Origin of the sequence: Pollutimonas rozaliensis, assembly GCF_048751585.1 — a bacterium.
Classification (GTDB): Bacteria; Pseudomonadota; Gammaproteobacteria; order Burkholderiales; family Burkholderiaceae_B.
In genome coordinates this window covers 200,207-225,070 of sequence record NZ_JAZHOB010000002.1, presented here as the reverse complement: position 1 = coordinate 225,070, position 24,864 = coordinate 200,207, and the positions used below count along the sequence as shown (strand labels likewise).

The 24,864-nt window shown below is 56.8% G+C and carries 20 protein-coding genes and 4 tRNA genes; 4 read left to right on the top strand and 20 right to left on the bottom strand.

Features of this window, described 5'->3' with window-relative positions:
* Positions 1 to 63: 63 nt before the first annotated feature.
* The 18 genes from rpoC to V0R37_RS04190 form a co-directional block, all read right to left on the bottom strand.
* Positions 64 to 4,308, bottom strand: coding sequence for a DNA-directed RNA polymerase subunit beta' (gene rpoC, locus V0R37_RS04275; protein ID WP_420373325.1), 4,245 nt, complete (start codon positions 4,306 to 4,308; stop codon positions 64 to 66).
* Positions 4,308 to 8,420, bottom strand: coding sequence for a DNA-directed RNA polymerase subunit beta (rpoB, locus tag V0R37_RS04270; protein WP_420373324.1), 4,113 nt, complete (start codon positions 8,418 to 8,420; stop codon positions 4,308 to 4,310). The genes rpoC and rpoB overlap by 1 nt, the downstream gene beginning before the upstream one ends.
* A gap of 160 nt (positions 8,421 to 8,580) precedes the next feature.
* Positions 8,581 to 8,961 carry a 50S ribosomal protein L7/L12 gene (gene rplL, locus V0R37_RS04265; RefSeq protein WP_013743974.1) on the bottom strand — a complete coding sequence of 127 codons (381 nt, stop codon included), beginning with the start codon at positions 8,959 to 8,961 and terminating at the stop codon, positions 8,581 to 8,583.
* A 72-nt stretch (positions 8,962 to 9,033) separates the two neighbouring features.
* The gene (gene rplJ, locus V0R37_RS04260; RefSeq protein ID WP_420373323.1) at positions 9,034 to 9,558 is read right to left on the bottom strand and encodes a 50S ribosomal protein L10; all 525 of its coding nucleotides are present in this window, start codon (positions 9,556 to 9,558) and stop codon (positions 9,034 to 9,036) included.
* A 258-nt stretch (positions 9,559 to 9,816) separates the two neighbouring features.
* Positions 9,817 to 10,512 (bottom strand): 50S ribosomal protein L1, encoded by a 696-nt coding sequence (gene rplA, locus V0R37_RS04255; RefSeq protein WP_420373322.1) that lies wholly within the window; start codon positions 10,510 to 10,512, stop codon positions 9,817 to 9,819.
* A gap of 2 nt (positions 10,513 to 10,514) precedes the next feature.
* Positions 10,515 to 10,946, bottom strand: a complete 432-nt coding sequence (rplK, locus tag V0R37_RS04250) for a 50S ribosomal protein L11 (RefSeq protein ID WP_264130606.1) — start codon at positions 10,944 to 10,946, stop codon at positions 10,515 to 10,517.
* A 67-nt stretch (positions 10,947 to 11,013) separates the two neighbouring features.
* The gene (gene nusG, locus V0R37_RS04245; RefSeq protein WP_264130607.1) at positions 11,014 to 11,547 is read right to left on the bottom strand and encodes a transcription termination/antitermination protein NusG; all 534 of its coding nucleotides are present in this window, start codon (positions 11,545 to 11,547) and stop codon (positions 11,014 to 11,016) included.
* Between the two features lie 9 nt (positions 11,548 to 11,556).
* On the bottom strand, positions 11,557 to 11,937 hold the full coding sequence (secE, locus tag V0R37_RS04240) for a preprotein translocase subunit SecE (RefSeq protein ID WP_420373321.1): 381 nt from the start codon (positions 11,935 to 11,937) through the stop codon (positions 11,557 to 11,559).
* 50 nt (positions 11,938 to 11,987) lie between these two features.
* Positions 11,988 to 12,063 (bottom strand) — tRNA-Trp (locus V0R37_RS04235).
* A gap of 94 nt (positions 12,064 to 12,157) precedes the next feature.
* Positions 12,158 to 13,351, bottom strand: coding sequence for an elongation factor Tu (tuf, locus tag V0R37_RS04230; protein ID WP_420373320.1), 1,194 nt, complete (start codon positions 13,349 to 13,351; stop codon positions 12,158 to 12,160).
* 43 nt (positions 13,352 to 13,394) lie between these two features.
* Positions 13,395 to 13,469, bottom strand: a tRNA-Thr gene (locus V0R37_RS04225).
* Positions 13,470 to 13,520: 51 nt separating this feature from the next.
* Positions 13,521 to 13,594 (bottom strand) — tRNA-Gly (locus tag V0R37_RS04220).
* Positions 13,595 to 13,634: 40 nt separating this feature from the next.
* A tRNA-Tyr gene (locus tag V0R37_RS04215) sits at positions 13,635 to 13,721 on the bottom strand.
* 106 nt (positions 13,722 to 13,827) lie between these two features.
* On the bottom strand, positions 13,828 to 14,748 hold the full coding sequence (locus tag V0R37_RS04210) for a ParB/RepB/Spo0J family partition protein (protein WP_420373319.1): 921 nt from the start codon (positions 14,746 to 14,748) through the stop codon (positions 13,828 to 13,830).
* Positions 14,749 to 14,773: 25 nt separating this feature from the next.
* Positions 14,774 to 15,592, bottom strand: a complete 819-nt coding sequence (locus tag V0R37_RS04205) for a ParA family protein (RefSeq protein WP_420373318.1) — start codon at positions 15,590 to 15,592, stop codon at positions 14,774 to 14,776.
* Positions 15,589 to 16,263, bottom strand: a complete 675-nt coding sequence (rsmG, locus tag V0R37_RS04200; protein WP_420373317.1) for a 16S rRNA (guanine(527)-N(7))-methyltransferase RsmG — start codon at positions 16,261 to 16,263, stop codon at positions 15,589 to 15,591. The genes V0R37_RS04205 and rsmG overlap by 4 nt, the downstream gene beginning before the upstream one ends.
* On the bottom strand, positions 16,263 to 18,179 hold the full coding sequence (gene mnmG / locus V0R37_RS04195; protein ID WP_420373316.1) for a tRNA uridine-5-carboxymethylaminomethyl(34) synthesis enzyme MnmG: 1,917 nt from the start codon (positions 18,177 to 18,179) through the stop codon (positions 16,263 to 16,265). The genes rsmG and mnmG overlap by 1 nt, the downstream gene beginning before the upstream one ends.
* 393 nt (positions 18,180 to 18,572) lie before the next feature.
* The gene (locus tag V0R37_RS04190; protein WP_128355911.1) at positions 18,573 to 18,779 is read right to left on the bottom strand and encodes a cold-shock protein; all 207 of its coding nucleotides are present in this window, start codon (positions 18,777 to 18,779) and stop codon (positions 18,573 to 18,575) included.
* A gap of 316 nt (positions 18,780 to 19,095) precedes the next feature.
* Between V0R37_RS04190 and V0R37_RS04185 the strand changes: the two genes are divergently transcribed.
* Positions 19,096 to 20,265 (top strand): methionine aminotransferase, encoded by a 1,170-nt coding sequence (locus V0R37_RS04185; protein ID WP_420373315.1) that lies wholly within the window; start codon positions 19,096 to 19,098, stop codon positions 20,263 to 20,265.
* A 468-nt stretch (positions 20,266 to 20,733) separates the two neighbouring features.
* Positions 20,734 to 21,354 carry a Fic/DOC family protein gene (locus V0R37_RS04180; protein ID WP_420373314.1) on the top strand — a complete coding sequence of 207 codons (621 nt, stop codon included), beginning with the start codon at positions 20,734 to 20,736 and terminating at the stop codon, positions 21,352 to 21,354.
* A gap of 15 nt (positions 21,355 to 21,369) precedes the next feature.
* On the opposite strand, the gene V0R37_RS04175 is transcribed toward V0R37_RS04180, so the two are convergent.
* Both V0R37_RS04175 and mnmE read right to left on the bottom strand, forming a co-directional pair.
* Positions 21,370 to 21,537, bottom strand: a complete 168-nt coding sequence (locus tag V0R37_RS04175) for a hypothetical protein (RefSeq protein ID WP_420373313.1) — start codon at positions 21,535 to 21,537, stop codon at positions 21,370 to 21,372.
* Between the two features lie 415 nt (positions 21,538 to 21,952).
* A complete protein-coding gene (gene mnmE / locus V0R37_RS04170; RefSeq protein ID WP_420373633.1) occupies positions 21,953 to 23,380 on the bottom strand; it encodes a tRNA uridine-5-carboxymethylaminomethyl(34) synthesis GTPase MnmE in 1,428 nt (475 codons plus the stop codon).
* A 152-nt stretch (positions 23,381 to 23,532) separates the two neighbouring features.
* On the opposite strand from mnmE, the gene V0R37_RS04165 reads away from it, so the two are divergent.
* Positions 23,533 to 23,829, top strand: a complete 297-nt coding sequence (locus V0R37_RS04165; protein WP_420373312.1) for a YciI family protein — start codon at positions 23,533 to 23,535, stop codon at positions 23,827 to 23,829.
* A gap of 24 nt (positions 23,830 to 23,853) precedes the next feature.
* Positions 23,854 to 24,759, top strand: a complete 906-nt coding sequence (locus V0R37_RS04160) for a LysR family transcriptional regulator (RefSeq protein WP_420373311.1) — start codon at positions 23,854 to 23,856, stop codon at positions 24,757 to 24,759.
* The last annotated feature ends 105 nt before the right edge of the window (positions 24,760 to 24,864 follow it).

Below are 24,864 nucleotides of genomic sequence, written 5' to 3'. Positions count from 1 at the left end.
CAAGGGGCAACAAAAAACGCCAGGCATAAAGCCTGGCGTTTTTTGTACTGCGGAACTGCGTGCTTACTCGTCCGTGGAAGCGGCGGTGTCGCCGGACTCCGATCCTTCGTGAGCCTGCACCGTTTCAGCTGGCGCGTCCTCGAAAGGATTGGCCATGGCGCGCGCGGCTTGACGTTCGGCCGCTTCGTGGGCCTCTTTGTCCTTGCGTGCCATGTGGTACGACATGCCTGTACCGGCGGGGATCAAGCGGCCAACGATCACGTTTTCCTTCAGGCCGCGCAAGTCGTCGCGTTTGCCCATAATGGCGGCTTCGGTCAGTACGCGCGTGGTTTCCTGGAAGGAAGCGGCCGAGATGAAGGAATCGGTCGACAGAGACGCCTTGGTAATACCCAGCAATACGTTGTCGTAGGTGGCTGGAATCTTGCCTTCGGCTTCCATGCGATCGTTTTCGTTCAGCAGCTCGGAACGTTCGACCTGTTCACCGGTGATGAAGCTGGTATCGCCCGCGTTCGTGATATTCACACGACGCAGCATCTGGCGAACAATCACTTCGATGTGCTTGTCGTTGATCTTCACGCCCTGCAAGCGATACACGTCCTGGACTTCATTGACCACATAGCTGGCCAGACGTTCGATGCCTTGCAAGCGAAGGATGTCATGCGGATCGGCGGGGCCGTCCACAATCATTTCGCCCTTGTTCACCACTTGGCCGTCGTGGACCAGAACCTGCTTTTCCTTGGGAATCAGGAACTCATGGCTCACGCCGTCCAGGTCGGTGATGACCAGACGCTGCTTGCCCTTGGTGTCCTTGCCGAACGACACCGTACCCGTGACGTCCGCCAGCATGCCGGCATCCTTGGGCGAACGGGCTTCGAACAGCTCGGCCACGCGCGGCAGACCGCCGGTAATATCGCGCGTCTTTTGCGATTCCTGAGGAATACGCGCCAGGACCTCGCCGATGGAAACCTGCTGTCCATCGCGAACGGTAATGAGCGCGCCGACCGGGAACGAGATATTGACCGAGTGATCCGTGCCGGCGATCTTGACCTCTTCGCCCGCTTCGTTGATCAGCTTGATCTGCGGACGCATCATGGTCTTGCCGCCGCGCGTCTTGGGCGTAATCACGACCAGCGTGGACAAGCCGGTGACTTCGTCCAACTGCTTGGCAACCGTGACGCCTTCTTCGATGTTCTCGAAGCGAACCAGTCCGGCGTACTCGGACACGATGGGGCGTGTCAGCGGATCCCAGTTGGCCAGGCGCTGACCGGCCTTCACGACATCGCCGTCGCCCACGGCGATGGTGGCGCCGTAAGGAATCTTGTGGCGTTCGCGTTCGCGGCGGTTGTCGTCGAAAATGACGATCTCGCCCGAACGGGAAATAGCCACGCGTTCGCCCTTGGCATTGGTAACGTAACGCAAACCGATGGCAAAGCCGATGGTGCCGGCCGATTTGGTCTCGACCGAACTGGCCATGGCGGCACGCGAAGCGGCGCCGCCGATGTGGAAGGTACGCATCGTAAGCTGCGTGCCCGGCTCACCGATGGACTGGGCGGCAATGACCCCCACGGCTTCGCCGCGGTTGACCAGATAGCCGCGGCCCAGGTCGCGTCCGTAGCAATGCGCGCACAGGCCGTGGCGCGTTTCGCAGGTAAGGGGCGTACGCACCTTGACTTCGTCGACGCCGATGCTGTCGATGAATTCGACCAGGTCTTCGTCCAGCACGGTACCGGCCACGACCGCGGTTTCCTGCGTGTCGGGGTTGACGATGTCCACGGCGGCCACGCGACCCAATATGCGGTCGCGCAAGGGTTCGATGACTTCACCGCCCTCGACCAAAGCCTTCATGGAGTAGCCGCGCGTCGTGCCGCAATCGGATTCGGTAATGACCAGATCCTGGGTCACGTCGACCAGACGGCGAGTCAGGTAACCCGAGTTGGCCGTCTTCAAAGCCGTATCGGCCAAGCCTTTACGCGCACCGTGAGTCGAAATGAAGTACTGGAGTACGTTCAGTCCTTCACGGAAGTTGGCGGTAATGGGCGTTTCGATAATCGACCCATCCGGCTTGGCCATCAGGCCGCGCATGCCGGCCAGCTGGCGGATCTGGGCGGCGGAGCCGCGGGCGCCCGAATCGGCCATCATGTAGATGGAGTTGAACGATTCCTGGCGCTCTTCTTCGCCGTGGCGATTGACGACCGGCTCGGTGGCCAGTTGTTCCATCATGGCCTTGCCGACTTTATCGCCGGCCTTGCCCCAGATGTCGACCACGTTGTTGTAACGCTCTTGCGACGTAACCAGGCCCGACGAGTACTGCTTGTCGATTTCCTTGACCTCTTTGCTGGCCTGCGCAAGGATGTCTTCCTTGACCGAAGGGATCAGCATGTCGCTCATGGCGATGGAGATCCCCCCGCGCGTTGCCAGGCGGAAGCCCGATTGCATCAGCTTGTCGGCGAAGATGACCGTGGCGCGCAAGCCGCAGCGACGGAAGGACTGGTTGATGAGGCGCGAGATTTCCTTCTTCTTGAGCGGGCGGTTCAATACCGAGAACGGCAAGCCCTGAGGCAGGATTTCCGACAGCAAGGCACGGCCCACCGTGGTCTCGAAGCGCTTGAGCACCGGCTGCCATTCGCCCTGCTCGTCTTTCTCGTATTCGTTCAAACGAACCGTGACGCGGCTCTGCAGCTCGACTTCGTGGTTATCGTAGGCGCGCTGGACTTCGGCCACATCCGTGAAGAACAGGCCTTCGCCCTTGCCGTTGATACGCTCGCGCGTCGTGTAGTACAGGCCCAGCACGATATCCTGCGAAGGCACGATGGACGGCTCGCCGTTGGCGGGGAACAGGACGTTGTTCGACGCCAGCATCAGGGTGCGCGCTTCCAGCTGGGCTTCCAGCGACAGCGGCACGTGCACAGCCATCTGGTCGCCGTCGAAGTCGGCGTTGAACGCCGCGCAGACCAGCGGATGCAGCTGGATGGCCTTGCCTTCGATCAGGACCGGTTCGAACGCCTGGATGCCCAGGCGGTGCAGCGTGGGCGCCCGGTTCAACATGACCGGGTGCTCGCGGATGACTTCCTCGAGGATGTCCCACACCACCGGCTCCTGGCTTTCGACCAGTTTCTTGGCGGCTTTGATGGTGGTGGCCAGACCCATCATTTCAAGACGATTGAAAATGAAGGGCTTGAACAGTTCCAAAGCCATCAGCTTGGGCAGGCCGCACTGATGCAGCTTGAGCTGCGGACCCACCACAATGACCGAACGGCCGGAGTAGTCGACGCGCTTGCCCAGCAGGTTCTGACGGAAACGGCCGCTTTTGCCCTTGATCATGTCGGCCAGGGACTTGAGCTGGCGCTTGTTGGCGCCCGTCATGGCTTTACCGCGACGGCCGTTATCCAGCAGCGAATCGACCGATTCCTGCAGCATGCGCTTTTCGTTGCGCAGGATGATGTCGGGCGCCTTCAATTCCAGCAAACGCTTCAGGCGGTTGTTGCGGTTGATGACGCGGCGATACAGGTCGTTCAGGTCGGACGTGGCGAAGCGGCCGCCATCCAGCGGCACCAGCGGACGCAGGTCCGGGGGCAGCACGGGCAGCACTTCCATGACCATCCACTCGGGCTTGATGCCCGACTTCTGGAATCCTTCCAGCACCTTCAGGCGCTTGGAGATCTTCTTGATCTTGGCGTCGGAAGACGTGGCCTTGAGTTCGGCGCGCAGGGTTTCGACGTCGCGATCGATATCGATCGTGCGCAGAAGCTCGCGCACGGCCTCCGCACCCATCAGGGCGTGGAAATCGTCGCCGTACTCTTCGGTCTTGGCCAGGAAGTCGTCATCGGACATGATCTGGCCGCGCTTGAGCGGAGTCATGCCCGGCTCGATCACGCACCATGCTTCAAAATACAGCACGCGTTCGATGTCGCGCAGGGTCATGTCGAGCACCATCCCCAAACGGGACGGCAGGCTCTTCAGGAACCAGATGTGCGCAACGGGGCTGGCCAGTTCGATATGGCCCATGCGCTCGCGGCGCACCTTGGCAACAGTGACTTCGACACCGCATTTTTCGCAAATGACACCGCGATGCTTCAGGCGCTTGTACTTTCCGCAAAGACATTCATAGTCTTTGATCGGGCCGAAGATCTTGGCGCAGAACAGGCCATCGCGCTCGGGCTTGAAAGTACGGTAGTTGATGGTTTCCGGCTTGCGTACTTCGCCGTAAGACCACGACCGCACTTTTTCAGGCGATGCGATGCCGATCTTGATGGCATCGAATTGCTCGTCTTGCGAGACTTGCTTGAATAGATCGAGTAGCGCTTTCATTATTTACGCTCCAAATCCATGTCCAGGGACAAGGATCTAATTTCTTTGACCAGAACATTGAACGACTCTGGCATACCGGCGTCGATGACGTGGTCGCCCTTGACGATGTTCTCGTACACTTTGGTGCGGCCGGAGATGTCGTCGGACTTGACGGTAAGCATCTCTTGCAGCGTGTACGACGCGCCGTAGGCTTCCAGGGCCCAGACTTCCATTTCGCCGAAGCGTTGACCGCCGAACTGCGCCTTGCCGCCCAGAGGCTGCTGAGTGACCAGCGAGTAGGGTCCGGTCGAACGGGCATGCATCTTGTCGTCCACCAGGTGATGCAGCTTCAGGTAGTGCATGTAGCCGATGGTGACCGGGCGTTCGAATTGTTCGCCCGTGCGGCCGTCGAACAGCCAGGCTTGCGTACGCGTCGAAGTCAGCTTCAGGTTCTCCGCGATGTCGTCCGGATAGGCCAGCTCGAGCATCTTGGTGATTTCCTCTTCGGTCGCGCCGTCGAAGACCGGTGTCGCCAAAGGCACGCCGTTTTTCAGGTTGCGGGCCAATTCGATGATTTCGTCATCGGTCAGTTCGCTGATACGGGCGCCGGCGCCGGTGCTGTTGTAGACCTTTTCCAGATAGCTGCGCAGGTTCTTGACCTGAACGGCTTTCTCGTCATCGAGCATATCGGCGATGCGGTGACCGACGCCCTTGGCCGCCCAGCCCAAATGGACTTCGAGCACCTGCCCGACGTTCATCCGGGAAGGAACACCCAAGGGGTTCAGCACGATGTCGGCGGGCGTGCCGTCGGCCATGTGCGGCATGTCTTCGACCGGGGTGATGCGGGAAACGACACCCTTGTTTCCGTGACGGCCGGCCATCTTGTCGCCAGGCTGCAGGCGGCGCTTGACGGCCAGGTAGACCTTGATCATCTTGAGCACGCCCGGAGGCAGCTCATCGCCCTGCGTAAGCTTCTTGCGCTTCTCTTCGAAGGCCAGGTCGAACTGATGGCGCTTCTGTTCGAGCGATTCCTTGGCTTGTTCCAGCACCAGGGCATGCGCTTCGTCGGACAAGCGGATGTCGAACCACTGCCAGCGATCCAGATCGACCAGGTAGTCCTTGGTCAGGGCCGTGCCCTTGGCCAGCTTGCGCGGGCCGCCGTTGACGGTCTTGCCGACCAGGAACTTGCCGATACGATCGAAGGTATCGTCTTCAACGATGCGCAACTGGTCGTTCAGGTCCTGGCGATAGCGGCGCAACTCGTCGTCGATGATGGACTGCGCGCGCTTGTCGCGTTCGATGCCTTCACGCGTAAACACCTGAACATCGATGACCGTGCCGATCATGCCCGAAGGCACGCGCAGCGAGGTGTCCTTAACATCGGAGGCTTTCTCGCCGAAAATTGCGCGCAGCAGTTTTTCTTCCGGAGTCAGCTGGGTTTCGCCCTTGGGCGTTACCTTGCCGACCAGCACGTCGTCGGCGCGCACTTCGGCGCCGATATAAACGATGCCGGAATCATCCAGGCGATTCAGCTGCGTTTCCGCCAGATTGCTGATGTCGCGCGTGATTTCTTCCGCACCCAGCTTGGTGTCGCGGGCGACGACGGTGAGCTCTTCGATGTGGACCGACGTGTAGCGATCGTCGGCCACGATCTTTTCCGAGATCAGGATGGAGTCTTCGAAGTTGTAGCCGTTCCAGGGCATGAACGCGATGAGCATGTTCTGACCCAGGGCGAGTTCGCCCAGATCGGTCGATGCGCCATCGGCCAGGACATCGCCGCGGGCGACCTGATCGCCGCGCTTGACGATGGGACGCTGGTTGATGTTGGTGTTCTGGTTGGAACGGGTGTACTTGATGAGGTTGTAGATATCAACGCCCACTTCGCCGGCGACGTTCTCGTCGTCGTTCACACGGATAACCACGCGCTCGGCGTCGACGTGATCCACGATGCCGCCGCGTATGGCTTGCACGGTGGTGCCCGAGTCGACCGCAACGGTGCGCTCGATACCGGTGCCGACCAGAGGTTTCTCGGGACGCAGGCAAGGCACGGCCTGGCGCTGCATGTTGGCGCCCATCAATGCCCGGTTCGCGTCGTCGTGCTCAAGGAAGGGAATGAGCGAGGCGGCCACGGAGACGATCTGCGAAGGCGCCACGTCCATGTAGTGCACGTTGGACGGCGCGGTAAGCATGGTTTCGCCAGCTTGGCGGCAAGCCACCAGGTCGTCCACGAATCGGCCTGCTTCGTCAAGCTCGGCGTTGGCCTGGGCGATGACGTAGTTGCTTTCCTCGATGGCGGACAGATAGTCGATCTGTTCGCTGACCTTGCCGTCGATGATCTTGCGATACGGCGTTTCCAGGAAGCCGTATTCGTTCAGGCGCGCGTATAGCGCCATCGAATTGATCAGGCCGATGTTCGGGCCTTCCGGCGTTTCGATGGGGCATACACGGCCGTAGTGCGTAGGATGCACGTCGCGCACTTCGAAGCCCGCGCGTTCGCGGGTCAGACCGCCAGGGCCCAAGGCCGAAACGCGACGCTTGTGCGTGATTTCCGACAGCGGGTTGGTTTGGTCCATGAACTGCGACAACTGGCTGGAACCGAAGAACTCCTTGATGGCGGCCGAAATTGGCTTGGAGTTGATCAGGTCATGCGGCATCAGGTTCTCGGTCTCGGCCTGGCCCAGGCGTTCCTTGACCGCGCGCTCGACGCGCACCAAACCGGCGCGGAACTGGTTTTCGGCCAGTTCGCCCACACAACGCACGCGACGATTGCCCAGGTGATCGATATCGTCGATCTGGCCGCGTCCGTTGCGCAGCTCGACCAGGACCTTGATCGTTTCCAGGATGTCTTCGTTGGTCAGCGTCATGGGACCGGTGATGTCTTCACCACGGCCCAAGCGGCTGTTGACCTTCATGCGGCCCACGCGCGACAGGTCGTATGCTTCTTCGCTGTAGAACAGGCGCTGGAACAGGGCTTCGACGGCGTCCTCGGTGGGAGGCTCGCCGGGACGCATCATGCGATAGATGGCAACGCGAGCCGCCATCTGATCGGCGGTTTCATCGGTGCGCAACGTTTGCGAAATATAGCCGCCGCGATCCAGATCGTTGATGTACAGGGTCTGGATATTGCGGATGTTGGCGGCGCGCAGGTCGGCCAACGTGGTTTCGGTGATCTCGTCGTTGGCATTGGCGATGACTTCGCCGGTTTCCGGATTGACCACGCCAGTGGCCAGCACGCGGCCCAGCAGGAAGTCCTCGGGCACCGACACAAGCTCGACCTTGGCGGCCTCCAGGTCGCGCAAATGCTTGGCATTGATGCGCTTGTCTTTTTCGACGATGACCTTGCCGGAGCGGTCGGTGATGTCAAAGTGAGCGACCTCGCCTTTCCAGCGCTCGGCAACGAACTCCAGCATCCCGCCTTCGTTGTGGATTTCGAAGTTGTCGAAATCGGAGAAGTGGGCAAGGATGGCTTCCGGCGTCATGCCGATGGCTTTCAGCAGAATGGTCACAGGCATCTTGCGACGACGGTCGACACGGAAGAACAGAACGTCCTTGGGGTCGAATTCGAAGTCGAGCCATGAGCCACGGTAGGGAATCACGCGCGCGGAGAACAGCAACTTGCCCGAGCTGTGCGTTTTACCGCGATCATGCTCGAAAAATACGCCGGGCGAACGGTGCAGCTGCGACACGATGACGCGCTCGGTACCGTTGATGACGAAAGAGCCGGTATTGGTCATGAGCGGAATTTCGCCCATGTATACTTCCTGCTCTTTCACTTCCTTGACTGTCGGTTTGCTGACTTCGCGATCCATCAGGACCAGGCGCACCTTGGCACGCAGCGGAGAAGCATAGGTAAGGCCGCGCAGCTGGCATTCTTTGACATCGAATACGGGTTCGCCCAGCACATAGCTGACGAACTCCAGGCGCGCCATCTGATTATGGCTTACGATAGGAAATATTGAACTGAAAGCCGCTTGCAGGCCTTCATCTTTGCGTTTGGAAGGTGTAGTATCCGCCTGCAAAAATGTTTTAAATGATTGCAGTTGAGTCGCCAAAAGGTAAGGGACGTCCTGGACGTCTTCACGCTTGGCGAAGCTCTTGCGTATGCGCTTTTTTTCGGTGTACGAATAAGGCATGAGCACTCCGACTCGAGGGTTACATGGGCCGTCAACCACGGCCCTGGTTTACGACTCCAGAAAACCCGACTCGGATAAAAAACCGGAACGGAATCGCAAGTTTTCTGGAAACGCAAAAGCCCGGGAGGGCCTAAACCATCCCGGGCAAGCGTAAAAAGTCTTACTTGAGTTCGACTTTTGCGCCAGCTTCTTCAAGCTTCTTCTGTGCAGCTTCGGCGTCGGCTTTGGCCAGGCCTTCCTTGACGGGCTTCGGTGCGCCGTCAACCAGATCCTTGGCTTCTTTCAAGCCCAGGCCGGTGATTTCACGCACGGCTTTGATGACGCTGACTTTGTTAGCGCCGACTTCAGCCAATACAACGGTGAACTCGGTTTGCTCTTCAGCAGCGGCGGCAGCGCCGCCAGCGGCGGGAGCAGCCACAGCCACGGCGGCGGCAGCAGCCGACACGCCAAATTTTTCTTCCATTTCCTTGATCAGCTCGGACAATTCGAGCACGGTCATGCTAGCGATAGCGTCAAGGATTTCAGCTTTGCTTAATGCCATTTTAAGAACTCCAAATATTGATAAATGCCAGGGTTGGTTGTCGCTCGGTTCGACGAAATCCGAAAGGACTGCTTACGCAGCGGCCTTTTGATCGCGCACGGCCGCGAGGCCACGTGCGAATTTGGTCGGAACTTCGTTGAGCGTACGCACAAATTGCGTGACGGGTGCTTGCATCGTACCCATAAGTTTCGAAAGCAACTCATCGCGGGAAGGCATGGTGGCCAAGGCCTTCACACCATCCTGGGTCAAAAGGCTGTTGGGCAATGCCCCGCCTTTGATAACCAGCTTTTCGTTGGTCTTTGCGAAACCGGCAAGTACTTTTGCCGCCGAAACCGGATCGGCGCTGATCCCATAGATCAGCGGACCGGTTAGCTGAGCGGAGAGCTCCTCGTAGGGAGTTCCTGCAACAGCACGGCGAACCAGCGTGTTTTTGAGAACACGCAGATACACACCCGACTCACGCGCAGTTTTGCGCAATACGGTAACAGAGGCGACGTCCAGACCACGGTACTCGGCGATAATGATCGATTGGGCCTTGGCGACTTCCGCCGAGACTTCTTCGATGACTACCGCTTTCTCTTTACGATTGAGACTCACGGTTTGAACACTCCATCAAAAGACACAAGAGAGGGTCTCTTGCATCAACCGAATGCGGCGCACCTGGTCGAGTTCTTCAGTGAAACAAGAATTCTTCCATGGGACGCCGTCTGCGCTGGAACCAAACTGCAAGCAGTCCGGAATTAAGCTCTGCAACGCTTGCACGAATGCGAATCGCGGCAGGGCTCCAGCGGTCTTTGACAGCAATGCCTGGAATTTCCAGGCACAGCCCAAAGTTCTTTTTTCCCGAGGGCTTTATTAAGCCGTCAGGGAAGCTATTTCTACGCGCGCACCGCCGCCCATCGTGGACGAAACGGCCAGCTTGCGCAGGTACACACCCTTGGCAGCGGTAGGACGGGCTTTGTTCAGCGCGTCGACCAGCGCGGCCAGGTTGGTTTGCAGTTGTTCGACGCCGAACGAAGCACGACCGATGGTGGCGTGAATGATCCCCGCCTTGTCGGTGCGGTACTGGACCTGACCGGCCTTGGCGTTCTTGACGGCGGTGGCGACGTCGGGAGTAACCGTGCCGACCTTGGGGTTGGGCATCAGGCCGCGGGGACCAAGAATCTGGCCCAGCGCGCCGACGATACGCATCGTGTCGGGCGAAGCGATCAGGATGTCGAAATCGATTTGACCGCCCTTGATGGTTTCAGCCAGATCTTCCATGCCGACGATGTCGGCGCCCGCCGCCTTGGCGGCTTCCGCTTTTTCGCCTTGGGCGAAAACAGCGACGCGAACCGATTTGCCGGTACCGGCGGGCAACACGACCGAGCCGCGTACGAGCTGGTCGGATTTCTTGGGATCGATGCCCAATTGCACTGCCACGTCGATGGACTCATCGAACTTGGCGGTAGCCGTTTCCTTGACCAAAGCCAGGGCTTCGGAGACGGGGTAGAACTTGTTGCTATCGATCTTGGCGGCAATAGCGGCCGCGCGTTTGCTCAACTTGGCCATGCTTACACCCCTTCAACCGTGATGCCCATGCTGCGGGCGCTGCCGGCAACCGTGCGAACGGCTGCGTCCAGGTCGGCCGCCGTCAGGTCGGGCGACTTGGTCTTGGCGATTTCTTCGGCCTGAGCGCGAGTCAGCGTGCCAACCTTGTCGAGATTCGGACGAGCCGAGCCTTTTTGCACACCGCTGGCCTTTTTGATCAGGACGGTGGCAGGCGGCGTCTTCATGATGAAGGTGAAGCTCTTGTCTGCGTAGGCGGTGATGACAACGGGAATCGGCAGACCGGGCTCCAGGCCCTGCGTCTTGGCGTTGAACGCCTTGCAGAATTCCATGATGTTCAGACCGCGCTGACCCAGCGCCGGACCAATGGGGGGTGAGGGATTAGCCTTACCAGCTGGTACTTGCAGCTTGATAAAGCCGACGATTTTCTTCGCCATGCTTTGCTCCTTGCGGGTTCAAACGCCGTCCGGCACTAGACCGATCCGGCTCCCCGGGGTTGAAAATTCAGGTTTTTTCGACCTGACCAAAATCGAGTTCCACCGGTGTGGCGCGGCCAAAAATCGTGACCGATACCCGCACCTTGCTTTTCTCGTAGTTTACGTCTTCGACATTGCCGTTGAAGTCGGCAAAAGGACCTTCCTTGACGCGGACCATTTCGCCCACTTCGAAGAGGATCTTGGGCTTGGGCTTCTCGACGCCCTCTTCCATCTGCGAAAGGATTTTCTCTACTTCGCGATCGGAAATCGGAGCGGGGCGATTGCCTGAACCACCCAGGAAGCCGGTAACCCGGTTCGTGTTCTTTACCAAGTGCCAGGTTTCATCGGTGAGATCCATCTCGACCAACACGTAACCGGGGAAGATGCGCCGTTCAGTAATGGACTTTTTACCGCCCTTTACTTCGATGACTTCTTCCGAAGGAACCAGAATACGTCCAAAGGAGGATTCCAGCCCTTCGCGTTCGATACGCTCTACGAGCGCCTTATGCACGCTTTTTTCCATTCCGGAATAAACGTGAACAACATACCAACGCTTGCTCATGTGTGTCCTTTATTTCCAGCCTAGCAGCAGGCCATAGATGACCCACTCCAGACCTTTGTCGACGACCCACAGCAAGAGTCCCATTGCCGCGACGAACAGGAAAACGATGCCCGTCATTTGCGTAGATTCTTTACGCGTCGGCCAGACAACACGCTTGACTTCATTATAGGAGTCGCGGCCAAAGCTCAATGTGCGGCGGCCGGGCTCACTGAACCAGGCAACCAGGGCGGCAACGACCAGGCTGCCCAGGAATACGCCAACGCGAACGATGGTGGCCTGGTTCTCGAGCATCGAGTAGCCGACGATACCGGCCACGATAACAAGCACCGCCAGACCCAGCTTGACGCGATCTGTGCTACTGCTAACGGTTTCTACGTTGCTATTCGACATATTCCGGCATGTGGCGCCACGTGTGTGCGGCTGCGATGAGACTGACTGTGTGGCAGGGGCAGTAGGAATCGAACCTACAACCTTCGGTTTTGGAGACCGACGCTCTGCCAATTGAGCTATACCCCTAGACCCTGAGCGCGATGCACCGGCAACGGCTGCTTCGCCTTGTACAGCAAAAGCGGAAGAGCGCGCCATGCGCTCGTCCGCCTACAACTTGAACTTACTTGATGATGGAGGCGACCACGCCGGCACCCACGGTACGGCCACCTTCGCGGATCGCGAAGCGCAGGCCCTCTTCCATGGCGATCGGCGCAATCAGGCTGACCTTCATCGACACGTTATCGCCCGGCAGAACCATTTCCTTGTCGGCCGGCAGCTCGATCGTGCCCGTCACGTCCGTCGTACGGAAGTAAAACTGCGGACGATAGCCCTGGAAGAACGGCGTATGACGGCCACCCTCGTCCTTGGACAGAATGTACACCTCGGCCGAGAAGTCCGTGTGCGGCTTGATCGAACCGGGCTTGGCCAACACCTGGCCGCGCTCAACGTCTTCGCGCTTGGTGCCGCGCAGCAAAATACCCACGTTGTCACCCGCCTGGCCCTGGTCCAGCAGCTTGCGGAACATTTCCACGCCCGTGCACGTCGTCTTGACCGTGTCCTTGATGCCGACGATCTCGATTTCCTCGCCCACCTTGACGATGCCGCGCTCGATACGACCGGTCACCACCGTGCCGCGACCCGAGATCGAGAACACGTCTTCCACAGGCATCAGGAACGTGCCGTCCACCGCGCGCTCGGGCGTGGGGATGTACGTGTCCAGCGCCTCGGCCAGCTTCAGAATCGCTTCCTTGCCCAGCGGACCTTCGTCGCCATCGAGCGCCAGCTTGGCCGAGCCCTTGATGATCGGGGTGTCGTCACCCGGAAAGTCGTACTTGGACAGAAGTTCGCGCACTTCCATTTCCACCAGTTCCAGCAGCTCTTCATCGTCGACCATGTCGGCCTTGTTCAGGAACACGATGATGTAAGGCACGCCCACCTGGCGCGAGAGCAAAATGTGCTCGCGCGTTTGCGGCATCGGGCCGTCAGCGGCCGAAACCACCAGGATCGCGCCGTCCATCTGCGCCGCACCGGTAATCATGTTCTTGACATAGTCAGCGTGGCCCGGGCAGTCAACGTGCGCGTAGTGGCGCGCCTGCGTTTCGTATTCCACGTGCGAGGTGTTGATCGTGATGCCGCGCGCCTTTTCTTCGGGCGCCGCGTCGATCTGGTCGTAGCCCTTGGCTTCGCCCGACCCAAAGGCCTTGGCCAACACCGTCGTGATTGCCGCCGTAAGCGTCGTCTTGCCGTGGTCAACGTGCCCGATCGTACCTACGTTTACGTGCGGTTTGGTCCGTTCAAACTTACCTTTTGCCATGGCTGACTCCTGACTGTGGAATTGAGCTATAAATAAAAATGTTTGGTGCCCATGACGCGGATCGAACGCGTGACCTCTCCCTTACCAAGGGAGTGCTCTACCACTGAGCCACATGGGCGACTATCTTGTTGCTTTCGCTGCGTTCGCAGCGAATTCATAAAATCGTTACTGGAGCGGGTGAAGGGAATCGAACCCTCATCATCAGCTTGGAAGGCTGTTGCTCTACCATTGAGCTACACCCGCGAAAGATTCATTTCACCCAAAGGCCTGGATACCCGCATGCTGGTGGTGGGAGTTGGATTCGAACCAACGTAGACGCAAGGTCAACAGATTTACAGTCTGCCCCCTTTAACCACTCGGGCATCCCACCAAAAGCGAACTCCGAATTATGCAGGGTTTTTCTGCACTTGTCAAACTGGAAAAACGCGTGACAGCGTAAGCGCGGTCCGGCGTTTTGGAGCCGTACAAGCCCTGGACTAGGCGTCCATCAAACCCGAAAGCCCTTGGCGTTCAAGCAAAGAGTTAAGGTGTTCCCATCCGTGGAAATCTATCTGCAGCTGGCCCTTGTTCTTTGCTCCGATTTTCAGGCTTACCTTGGTGCCCAGGTGATCCGACAAGGCTTCCTCGAGGCGTTTCACATCGCCTGACTGAGCCACCGACTTTGCTGCCGACCTGGGCTGCTTGTCATCGGCTTCGCGCAGGGTCCGGCCGATGAGCTTTTCGGTTTCACGCACAGACAGGCGTTTGGCAATGACTTCGTTGGCCAGCAGTATTTGCGTGGCGGCATCCGTTGCCAGCAAGGCACGGGCATGACCCATGTCGATGTCTCCGGCCAGCAGCATGGTCTGGACGGGACCCGTCAGGTTCAGCAGGCGCAGCAGGTTGCTGGTGGCCGAGCGCGAACGGCCTATCGCCTGCGCGGCCTGTTCATGCGTCAGTCCGAATTCATCCAGCAGCCGTCGAACGCCATGCGCCTCTTCCAGGGGATTCAAGTCTTCCCGCTGGATGTTTTCGATCAGCGCCATGACCGCGGCGTTTTCGTCGGGCACCTCGCGCACCAATACCGGGACTTCCTTCAAGCCGGCCAGCTTGGCGGCGCGATAGCGTCTTTCGCCCGCGATAATCTCGTACTTGCCCGCATCCTTTCCATCCAGCGGACGAACCAGAATGGGCTGCATTATTCCCTGAGTGCGGATGGAGTCCGCAAGCTCATTCAGCGCACCCTCATCCATGCGCGTCCGCGGCTGGTACTTGCCGGCGCGCAACGCGTCGACTTTCAGGACGGACGGCAGCTTGTCTTCGGCATCGGCCCGGCCCAGGCTATTGATTGCCGGCGCATCTTCCCCCAGCAATGCATCCAGGCCGCGCCCCAGGCCTTTAGGTTTTCTTGTTGCCATAGTATGTATTCCTTTTCTGATTCGTTTAGCCGCGCGGCCGTGCCTGCTGACGCAAGGCCTCCTTTTTTACGCGACTGATGAGCTCATTGCCGAATTCAATGTACGCCTTCGCTCCGCGGGAACTCTTGTCATAGACGATGCCGGGCAAGCCATGGCTGGGCGCCTCGGCCAGGCGCACGTTACGCGGTACGACCGCTTTGAATACCTTATCGCCGAAATGCGTTTCTATCTGTGCTGAAACCTGTTGCTGCAGCGTTACGCGCGTATCGAACATAACACGCAGCAGTCCGATCAGTTGTAATTCGGGGTTGATATTACGATGCACGCGCTTGATGGTGTTGACCAGATCGGACAAACCCTCCAGCGCGAAATACTCGCACTGCATGGGTATGATTACGCCGTGCGCCGATGCCAAGCCGTTGAGAGTCAGTAGAGATAGGGTCGGCGGGCAATCGATAAGCACGAACTCATAGTCCTCGAGGATCAGCGCGATAGCCTGTTTGAGCTGCTGCTCGCGCCCTTCCATCTGGATAAGATCGATCTCGGCGCCGGAAAGCTCGCGATTGGCCGGCAACACATCGTAGCCCCCCGCTTCGGACCTGACACGCGTCTGCGCGATGGTGGCGTCGCCGATCAATACCTGATACAGATTCTGTTCCACCTTGTTCTTGTCAATGCCGCTTCCCATCGTGGCATTGCCTTGCGGATCCAGGTCGATCAGAAGGACCCGCTTGCCCAAGGCCGAAAGCGCCGCCGCCAAGTTGATCGCCGTGGTGGTCTTGCCCACGCCGCCTTTTTGATTGGCAATGCAGAACACATTGGCGGTGGACGTTATTTGGTTCATAGGGTTCCTTGTTGGCTCATCCAGACCAGGCAGCGCTGGGCATTCAATTCCGGTACTAACAACGACTGTATCCGACTGACGCGCCAATCGGTTTGGCGATGCAAGGCATCGATTTCCTCGACTGGCTCACGGCCCTTCATGGCCAGCAGACAACCGTCTTTGGCAACATGCCGACCCGCCAAGCTGGCAAAGTCGACAAGCGACGCAAATGCCCGAGAAACAACGATATCGGCATCATATGGAGCAAGCGTTTCAACCCGCTGATGCACCGCTTGCAGATTGGGCAAATGCAATGCGCCGGATATCTGGCGGACAAAAGCCATTTTTTTTTCGACAGCATCTACACAGCGCAGCGACCAGCCCGGCTGCATGATAGCCATAACCGCACCGGGTAGGCCAGCACCAGACCCCACATCAATAATGACAACATTTTCTACTGTTTTTTTATACAGTGTTTGAGTAAGCGGCGGCAGCACCGCCAGGCTATCGAAAATATGCTGTATCAGCATCTGCTCGGGGTCTCGCAGAGCCGTCAAATTATAAGTGCGATTCCAACGTTGCAGCTGATCAAGATAATTCAGTAAAGCGTCCCGTTGATCAGGAGTGATGCCCAAGCCCAGCGCATGCGCGGCTGCTTCCAGGCGTTGCCCGTAATTATCCCGAGAGCCCATTACGCCGCTTTTTTCTGGTAATGCATACGCTTGATATGTATCAGCAGCAAGGATATCGCAGCCGGAGTAACGCCCGATATCCTGCTGGCCTGCCCCACCGTTTCCGGCTTGGCGACCTTGAGCCGTTGCCTTACCTCTATGGATATGCTGCTTATGGAATCGTAGTCGATATCCGCAGGAATAATCTGGCCCTCTTGAGCCGCTTGTTTTTCAACCTCTTCCTGTTGCTTGTTTACGTAGCCTTCATACTTGACCTGGATTTCGATTTGTTCCGCGCTGACGGGTTCTTGTACCCCCGGGCCGGCCAGCAAACTGCCATCGCTTTGCGGGACCTTCATCAATGCGTCATAGCTGACCTGTGGTCGCTTGAGCAGGTCATAAAGCGAATATTCGCGCTCGACCTGTTTTCCCAGCAACGCCTCCGCGGTATGCACCGCCAGCGTCCTGGGATTGATCCACGTGGATTTCAGACGCTCAATTTCCGCCGCTACCTGATCCCGTTTTCGGCTGAACACATTCCACCGCAAGTCGTCGACCAAACCAAGGCGGCGTCCTTGCTCCGTCAAACGCATATCGGCATTATCTTCCCGCAGGCTTAGGCGATATTCCGCGCGCGAGGTAAACATACGATAGGGTTCGGTTACCCCCCGGGTTATCAAATCATCCACCAGCACGCCAAGGTAGGCTTCATTCCGCTTTGGATACCAGCCCTCAAGGTCTTGCGCCTTTCTGGCAGCATTTATCCCTGCCAACAAACCTTGCGCTGCCGCCTCTTCATAACCAGTGGTTCCGTTAATCTGTCCAGCAAAAAATAAACCCTTTATCGCCCGGGTTTCCAATGTGGCATGGAGTTCACGTGGATCGAAGTAATCATATTCGATGGCATAGCCCGGACGCATGATGACGGCATTCTCCAGCCCGGGCAGGGTTCGAACCAGGGCAAGCTGTATATCAAACGGCAAGCTGGTGGATATCCCATTCGGATATATTTCCTTGGTGCTCAAGCCTTCCGGTTCCAGGAAAATTTGATGGCTGGGTTTATCCGCAAAGCGATGGATTTTATCTTCAATAGACGGGCAGTATCGTGGACCAACACCCTCTATAGTTCCCTGATCGCTATACATGGGCGAACGATCCAGGCCCGACCTGATTATTTCATGAGTCTGTTCATTGGTATGCGTAATCCAGCAAGGAAGCTGCTCTGGATGCATGGCCGCCGTACCCATATAGGAAAAGACAGGCACCGGTTTGCTATCGCCTGGCTGCTCTTCCATTTTGCTGAAGTCGATACTGCGAGCATCTATACGAGGAGGAGTTCCCGTCTTTAGCCGGCCTTGAGGCAACTTCAATTCTTTCAAACGTTGGCCTAGAGAAATGGACGGTGGGTCGCCTGCGCGTCCCCCTGAATAGTGGTCCAGTCCCACGTGGATCAATCCGTTTAAAAAGGTACCCGCCGTCAGCACTACCGACCTGGCCCTGAACTTCAGACCGATTTGAGTGACTGCCCCAGCCACGCGATCGCCTTCCAAAATCAGATCATCCACCGCTTGCTGGAAGATTGTAAGATTGGGTTGATTCTGCAGCACAGTGCGAATGGCTTTCCGATACAAAGAGCGATCTGCTTGAGCACGCGTAGCCCGGACAGCGGGGCCCTTGGAACGATTCAATATTCGAAATTGAATTCCCGCATGGTCCGTGGCCAATGCCATGGCGCCACCCAATGCGTCCACTTCCTTTACCAAATGTCCTTTACCTATCCCTCCTATCGAAGGATTGCAGGACATCTGACCCAAGGTTTCCATATTGTGGGTTAGCAGCAGGGTAGAGGCTCCTGTACGGGCCGAAGCCAACGCAGCTTCGGTCCCGGCATGACCGCCACCTACGACAATCACATCAAACGTGTCCGGATAATCCATTTCTTTCGCTCAAGCGAGGTAAACATATAAACCTCATTATACCGCCGTGAAATTTGAGGTTCCACGTGGAACATAGTATTTAATGTAAGCACTAGCCATGGCATGTTTCACGTGAAACAACTTTGAGACTTGGCGAATGGATGTTTCACGTGAAACAGTTGTCCGGGATTGATTAGGGCTATTGAAGAGTGCAAAAATGTGTGGATAACTATGTGGGCAAGCTGTGAGTAATATGTGAATAATGATTTGGCACGCCTGGACTGATAAAGTCGTTTCGAATGGATAGGATGCCCTCCAAATGATCCACTTAAGCAACTGCAATAAAAAACGCCCGATCTTACGAAAGGGCGTTTAGTAATCTGTGCGCTGAACGCTACACAAATTTAGCTGAGATTACAAAGGGCGAATCTCGGCAGCTTGCGGACCTTTAGGACCGTCTTTGACTTCAAATTCAACTTCCTGGCCCTCATTCAGGCTGCGATAGCCGCGGCCTTCGATTGCCGAGAAATGCGCGAACACGTCGGTGCCGCCTTCATCGGGAGTAATAAAACCGAAGCCTTTATCGGCGTTGAACCACTTGACTTTGCCCTTTTGAGCCATGATGTATAGCGTCCTAAAAATAAACAAAAATGCAATTAACCAAGGACGCTGACACGTAACAGACTTCACCAGTTTAGATCCGCATATTTATTTAGACCTAAAGCTTCAATGATTACTAACCGCAAGACCCGCGCACTACTTGATTACAAAGCAAATGAGAGCATAACCACGCTTGTCTTCTTTATCAAATACTTGTTTACCCCAGTGTGGTATTTTTCCGTCATGCATCGCTATGCCGCATTGCGGCTCTTATTCTGGACTACTTTATCTCCGGAATCCTTATCCCTATTAATCCACTGCCCTTATATCCAAGAACATGAACTTTCAATCCAAGCTGCCCGACGTAGGGACCACTATATTTACCGTGATGAGCCAACTGGCCGTTGATCATAATGCGATCAATCTTGGGCAGGGCTTCCCTGATTTCAATCCCGACGAGGCATTGCTGGATCTGGTAACCCTAGCCATGAAAGAAGGGCACAATCAATACCCGCCCATGGCCGGGATCCTGGCATTGCGTGAAGCGATATCGTCCAAGGTTGAAAACCTGTATGGGCGCCGATATGACGCCGCAACAGAGATAACCGTGACCAGCGGAGCGAGCGAAGCGCTGATGGCCAGCATCCTGGCCTTTGTACACCAGGGGGATGAGGTCGTCATAATCGAACCGTTCTATGACCTGTATATACCCGCCATTCAGCTGGCGGGCGGACGTCCGATTATCGTTCCCATGCTGCCGCCAACCAAACAAACACCGCAGTACCAAGTGGACTGGCAGGAAGTACGAAAAGCCATTACGCCTAAAACCCGAATGCTTATATTGAACTTCCCGCATAACCCCACAGGCATTAACTTGAAAACGGAAGATCTGGATGCCTTGGAATCCATCGTTAACGAGACAGGCATATTGCTATTATCGGACGAGGTATACGAACACATCGTATTTGACGGACAAATACATCAAAGCCTGTCGCGCCGTGAAGCACTTGCAAACAACGCTATAGTAATTTCATCATTTGGAAAGACCTATAACGCCACCGGCTGGAAAATCGGCTACTGCTGCGCTCCCAAATGGATGTCATCCGAAATCCGGAAGGTGCATCAATTCATGGTTTTCACGGTTACGTCTCCCATGCAGGTCGCTTTGGCGCACTATATGCAAGACCCGGAACCTTATCTAAACCTGTCCGCCTTTTATCAACAAAAGCGGGATAGGCTTTTTGAAGGGCTTGCATCGACCCGCTTTTCGCCCGTGAAAAGCGAAGGCACTTTCTTCCTTCTGGCCGACTACAGTGCCATATCCGATATGCCGGAAGCGGAATTCGCCAAATGGATGACCACAACGCATGGCGTAGGCCTGATTCCCGTATCCGCCTTCTATCGCCAGCCCACCGCTGTCGAATCCAATCACCGCTTGGCCCGTTTTTGCTTTGCAAAGCGTGACTCAACCCTCGATGCCGCTATCGAGAAATTAAGCCGCGTCTAACTCGGCGCCATCCAGTTCCAGGCCCGCTCTTGCGGGCTTTTTTTCATCCAACGAAACGAAGTATACATGTCGTTATTCAGGCAGGTAGTGCGGGTTGAGCAGCTCTTCGATGTAGCAGTTCTTTTATCTTTTCTATATATAAAGACTACTGATAATGGGTGTCTGTGGATAACTTGCATAAGTGATACTTCGTCTTAGGATTCAATCGCTTAGCTGCTTTTTTTGATTGGCATAAGTGGGCTTTCTTATGTGGAGGAAAACTGCACAACTTTACGGGGCTTCAAAAAAACAGGGCTTATTCCTATTCCGTCCACAGGCTATGCACACAAGGGCTTCCCAGTAGTTATCCACAGTTGCGGCCGCAGATTTCGGCGTCCATTTATTTTGTATTTAAATGTAAATAGTTTGAAGACTACCCTCTTTCAGAGGGTCTACAATGCGCGGACAGCGTGTCCCCACAGGTGGCGCATGACGACTAGATACGACGTGGCTGGCGTGCAAGGCATGTTCGAACCCGGCTCGGACGAGCTTGTGCTGGCCAACAAGCTTGGCATCGTCGATCCCTCGGATATGGACGAGGCCGAATTGGTGTTGCTGCAAAAGCTTTATGAATCCGTCCTCCAAGAGCATCTGCCCACCGGGCGGCTTACCGCGCATCATCTAAAGGTATGGCACCGCCGCTGGCTGGGAAACGTCTACGCGTGGGCAGGTCAGTTGCGCTATGTCAATGTAAGCAAGGACGGTTTTCCGTTCGCTCCCGCTGCTCAACTGTCCAGGCTGATGGCTGCCTTCGATCGAGAGCAGCTAGGCCGCTACACCCCGTGCACGGGGTTTGATAGCCAGGAATTGACGCGGGCAATAGCCGTTACCCATGTGGAATTTATTCTTATGCATCCGTTTCGTGAAGGGAATGGGCGGATTTCACGCTTATTGGCCGATGTCATGGCGGTACAGGCAGGCCATGGCCCTTTGGATTACAGCAGTTGGGAAACCAATAAAAGCGACTATGTATCCGCGATACAACTAGGCTTGGGTCATAACTATGAGCCGATGATGCATTGGGTAACCCGGGCGTTGGAAACAGACTGAGGGCTGTTTGCGCGCTTAGGCGGAAGGCGCCAGGTTAAGTTGCTGGAACTTGCTGGTCTGGGCCTTTAGCAAGGCTTCGAGTTCTTTTACGGACTGTCCTGTTTCAATGGCCGTCGAGCTTGCCACTGCGCGGATGATGCGCGTTTGAGCGGGCTTGGGAACGGCTACGGGTTTGGATTTCATTGAATCTAAAAATAGGAAGACTTTATCGATTATAGCCTTTCAATGACCGGGCAAGAAGTTTGGCAAGCATCCAATGCCATAGGTGTCATTCCCACGCCACAGTGGGCAATCGCTTGTTGTTTTAGTTGTTCATTATTCTTTTATATATAAAGACTACTGATAATGGGTGTCTGTGGATAACTGGCATAACTGTGTTTATGCATGTTATTTCAAAGGTTTATCGAAGTATTTGATTGCGGATAAGGTCTGTCTTCAAGGTGGATCAAAACTGGACAACTTTCGAAGGCATCGAATGGGAAGCGCTTGTCCCTTATTCATCCACACCTTATGCACACGGTTTTTTGCGGCAAGCGAATAGGCCGGCATTGTGGAAGCAGTCTGCGCCGCAACAGGCAATTCCTGTTTGAATCATGCATCACTTTCCGATGCAGAAGCTGGAAAATATCTCGCCCAACAAGTCGTCGCTGGTGAATTGGCCGGTGATCGAACTGAGCTCTGCATGCGCCAGGCGCAACTCTTCGGCGAAAAGGTCCAGAACGCGATCGTTATGGCTTGCGTGTTCATTGGCTAGTGCAAGATGTTCGCCGGCGTTGTTCAGGGCGCTTAAATGGCGTTCCCGCGCGAGCCAAGGGGATTCGGCGCTGGGATTCCAGCCTGCAATCTCCAGAAGTTTTTGCCGCAGGGCATCCAAGCCAGCACCGGTTTTCGCGGATATGCCCAGGGCCTGCTCTGGAAGGGTGTTGCCGGGAACATCCGGGCCGGGCCATGCCTGCTGATTGGCGCTGTGATGAGCCTGGGCAAGAAAGGGCGCCTGATCCGATTTTTCCAGCAGGTCGACTTTGTTGAATACCTTCAGCACAGGCGTGCGGGCCGGCAGGCGTCGGGTAATGGCGGTATCGAGCACATCGTTCCGGGCTCGGGCGTCCTGCAAATGGATAATGACATTGGCCTTCTCGATTTCAGCCCAGGTACGGGCAATGCCTATGCTTTCCACCGCATCTTCGGTCTCTCGCAGGCCGGCGGTATCCACGATATGCAGGGGAACGCCTTGTATATGAATTTGCTGGATGACCTTGTCGCGGGTGGTGCCGGCAATGGGTGTAACAATGGCGACGTCGTCGCCGGCCAGGGCGTTGAGCAAACTGGATTTGCCGACATTGGGCTGGCCGGCCAGCACGACATGCAGGCCTTCCCGCAGGATCATGCCTTGCCTGGCCTGCTGCGTTAACGCGTACAAGTCGCTGCGCAAGCCTTCCAGGGTTTCGCGCGCCTGGTACTTTTCCAGGAAATCGATTTCTTCTTCGGGAAAGTCCAGAGTAGCTTCGACCAGCATGCGCAGATGCACGATGCGGTCAGCCAGGGTGTTGACCTGAGCCGAGAAGGCGCCGCTAAGCGATGCCATGGCGCTGCGTGCGGCCGCTTCGGACGAGGCATCGATAAGGTCCGCTACCGCCTCGGCCTGGGCCAGGTCCAGCCGTTCGTTAAGAAACGCCCGATGGGTGAACTCGCCGGGTTCAGCATGCCGAAGTCCGAACTCTTTGCCCATATCCAGACAGTGATCGAGCAGGCGGCGCAACACGGCGGGTCCTCCATGGCCCTGAAGCTCGATGACGTCCTCGCCGGTATAGGAGTGGGGCCCTTTGAAAAAGATCGCGATGCCGGCGTCGATGGCCTGACCATTCTTGTCTTTGAATGGCAGGTAATGGGCGTGCCGGGGTCTAAGAGAGGCATCGAACAAGCGGGACAAAAAAGCATCCAGCGATCTGCCGGAAATCCGTACAACGCCTATGCCACCGCGCCCTGGAGCGGTGGCTATGGCAACAATGGGTTCATGAGAGCGCAGGGGCATGATTGACGATGGGCCGGAGAAGGAAAAAGCGTACTAATATAGTATCTGGACAAGTTTATCTTGAACCTTGACACGTCGGTTCCCGCCAGCATAGGCGGGTGGACGCGAGCCAACAAGAAACCATTACAAGAGCACAGGAAAGCATCATGCCATATTTGATCGAGACCTTTGACAAGCCGCATACGCAAGCATTAAGACAGGCTTTGCGCGACAAGCATCTGGACTACCTAGAGGAAAACAAGAAGTTGCTGCTGGCCTGCGGCGCCAAGCTTGAGGACGACGGTACGGGCGGCACAGGCAGCGTTTATATTGTGGATGTCGAGACGCGGGCCGAGGCGCAGGATTTTGTCAACGCCGATCCGTTTGCGATCGGCGGACTATTCGAGCGCATGGCAATCACCCGCTGGCGCAAAGCCTATCTGAATGGCGAATCCTACTTGTAATGCTTGCCGGGCGGGATGCAGGCCATGCCGCAGTTGAAGCTGCTTGAAGATTTTATTGCCCTGGCCAGGGCGGGAAGCTTCTTGCGGGCGGCGGAAGCGCGTCATGTCACGCATCCGGCGTTCGGGCGGCGCATTCGTGCGTTGGAAAGCTGGGCGGGCGTTTCGCTTGTGGATCGGTCCCAGCTGCCGGTGGTACTGACGGAACAAGGAGAGACGCTGCTGAAGACAGCCTGCCAGGTTGTTGAACAGCTTCAGCGCGTGCGCAATCAGATCTCCGCGCAGGGCGGCGAGTCTCAAAACCTTCTACGCGTGGCAGCGGGACGGAGCCTGGCGCGCACGCTGGTATCGGACTGGATTGCACGCCTGCGTAAGAGCCGTCCCGCAGTGCTCGCACCGACGACGCTGGTGGATATTTCCACCGGCATGATGGCCGATATGTCGGCCCTTCTGGCACAAGGCAAGGCTGACTTTTTGTTTTGCTATGAACATCCCGCCTGGTCGGTGGAACTCCAGCCCGACAACTATCAACACATGACCTTGGTAACCGATAAGCTGGTGCCGGTCAGCCAGGCGATTGCACAAGGGAAGCCACGCTATTCCCTGGATGGGCGGGGTTCCCTGCCGCTGATCTCGTATTCCAGAGGGCTGGCGATGGCGCGTATTGCGGGTGATCGGATCGAGAACATGCCTTATCCCCTGGTCTCTTCGATGCGTTGCGACTCTCTGGATGCGATGCTCGGGACGGTGTCCAACGGTTTGGGCATTGCCTGGTTGCCCTGGTCCATGGTTGCCGCGGATTGCAAGCGCGGCAGCCTGATCATGCTGGGAGGGCGTAGCGAACAGATAGCCTTTGAAGTGCGCCTGTATCGTCCGCGCAGCCGGCTTTCCGATGTGGCCGAGGCGGTGTGGAAAGCAATGGAGAAAGGATAAGCAGGGCGACAAGAACAAGCAGATTATTTTATTAAGCACAATCTTGTGCCGAAACGGCACATGCGTGACAAGTGGTGTGGCCAGAATACGGGCAAGAAACCGATG

Coding starts and splice junctions, on each gene's coding strand:
- rpoC (WP_420373325.1), bottom strand. CDS start 4,308: ATGAAAGCGCTACTCGATCTATTCAAGCAAGTCTCGCAAGACGAGCAA.
- rpoB (WP_420373324.1), bottom strand. CDS start 8,420: ATGCCTTATTCGTACACCGAAAAAAAGCGCATACGCAAGAGCTTCGCC.
- rplL (WP_013743974.1), bottom strand. CDS start 8,961: ATGGCATTAAGCAAAGCTGAAATCCTTGACGCTATCGCTAGCATGACC.
- rplA (WP_420373322.1), bottom strand. CDS start 10,512: ATGGCCAAGTTGAGCAAACGCGCGGCCGCTATTGCCGCCAAGATCGAT.
- rplK (WP_264130606.1), bottom strand. CDS start 10,946: ATGGCGAAGAAAATCGTCGGCTTTATCAAGCTGCAAGTACCAGCTGGT.
- nusG (WP_264130607.1), bottom strand. CDS start 11,547: ATGAGCAAGCGTTGGTATGTTGTTCACGTTTATTCCGGAATGGAAAAA.
- secE (WP_420373321.1), bottom strand. CDS start 11,937: ATGTCGAATAGCAACGTAGAAACCGTTAGCAGTAGCACAGATCGCGTC.
- tuf (WP_420373320.1), bottom strand. CDS start 13,351: ATGGCAAAAGGTAAGTTTGAACGGACCAAACCGCACGTAAACGTAGGT.
- V0R37_RS04210 (WP_420373319.1), bottom strand. CDS start 14,748: ATGGCAACAAGAAAACCTAAAGGCCTGGGGCGCGGCCTGGATGCATTG.
- V0R37_RS04205 (WP_420373318.1), bottom strand. CDS start 15,592: ATGAACCAAATAACGTCCACCGCCAATGTGTTCTGCATTGCCAATCAA.
- rsmG (WP_420373317.1), bottom strand. CDS start 16,263: ATGGGCTCTCGGGATAATTACGGGCAACGCCTGGAAGCAGCCGCGCAT.
- mnmG (WP_420373316.1), bottom strand. CDS start 18,179: ATGGATTATCCGGACACGTTTGATGTGATTGTCGTAGGTGGCGGTCAT.
- V0R37_RS04190 (WP_128355911.1), bottom strand. CDS start 18,779: ATGGCTCAAAAGGGCAAAGTCAAGTGGTTCAACGCCGATAAAGGCTTC.
- V0R37_RS04185 (WP_420373315.1), top strand. CDS start 19,096: ATGAACTTTCAATCCAAGCTGCCCGACGTAGGGACCACTATATTTACC.
- V0R37_RS04180 (WP_420373314.1), top strand. CDS start 20,734: ATGACGACTAGATACGACGTGGCTGGCGTGCAAGGCATGTTCGAACCC.
- V0R37_RS04175 (WP_420373313.1), bottom strand. CDS start 21,537: ATGAAATCCAAACCCGTAGCCGTTCCCAAGCCCGCTCAAACGCGCATC.
- V0R37_RS04165 (WP_420373312.1), top strand. CDS start 23,533: ATGCCATATTTGATCGAGACCTTTGACAAGCCGCATACGCAAGCATTA.
- V0R37_RS04160 (WP_420373311.1), top strand. CDS start 23,854: ATGCCGCAGTTGAAGCTGCTTGAAGATTTTATTGCCCTGGCCAGGGCG.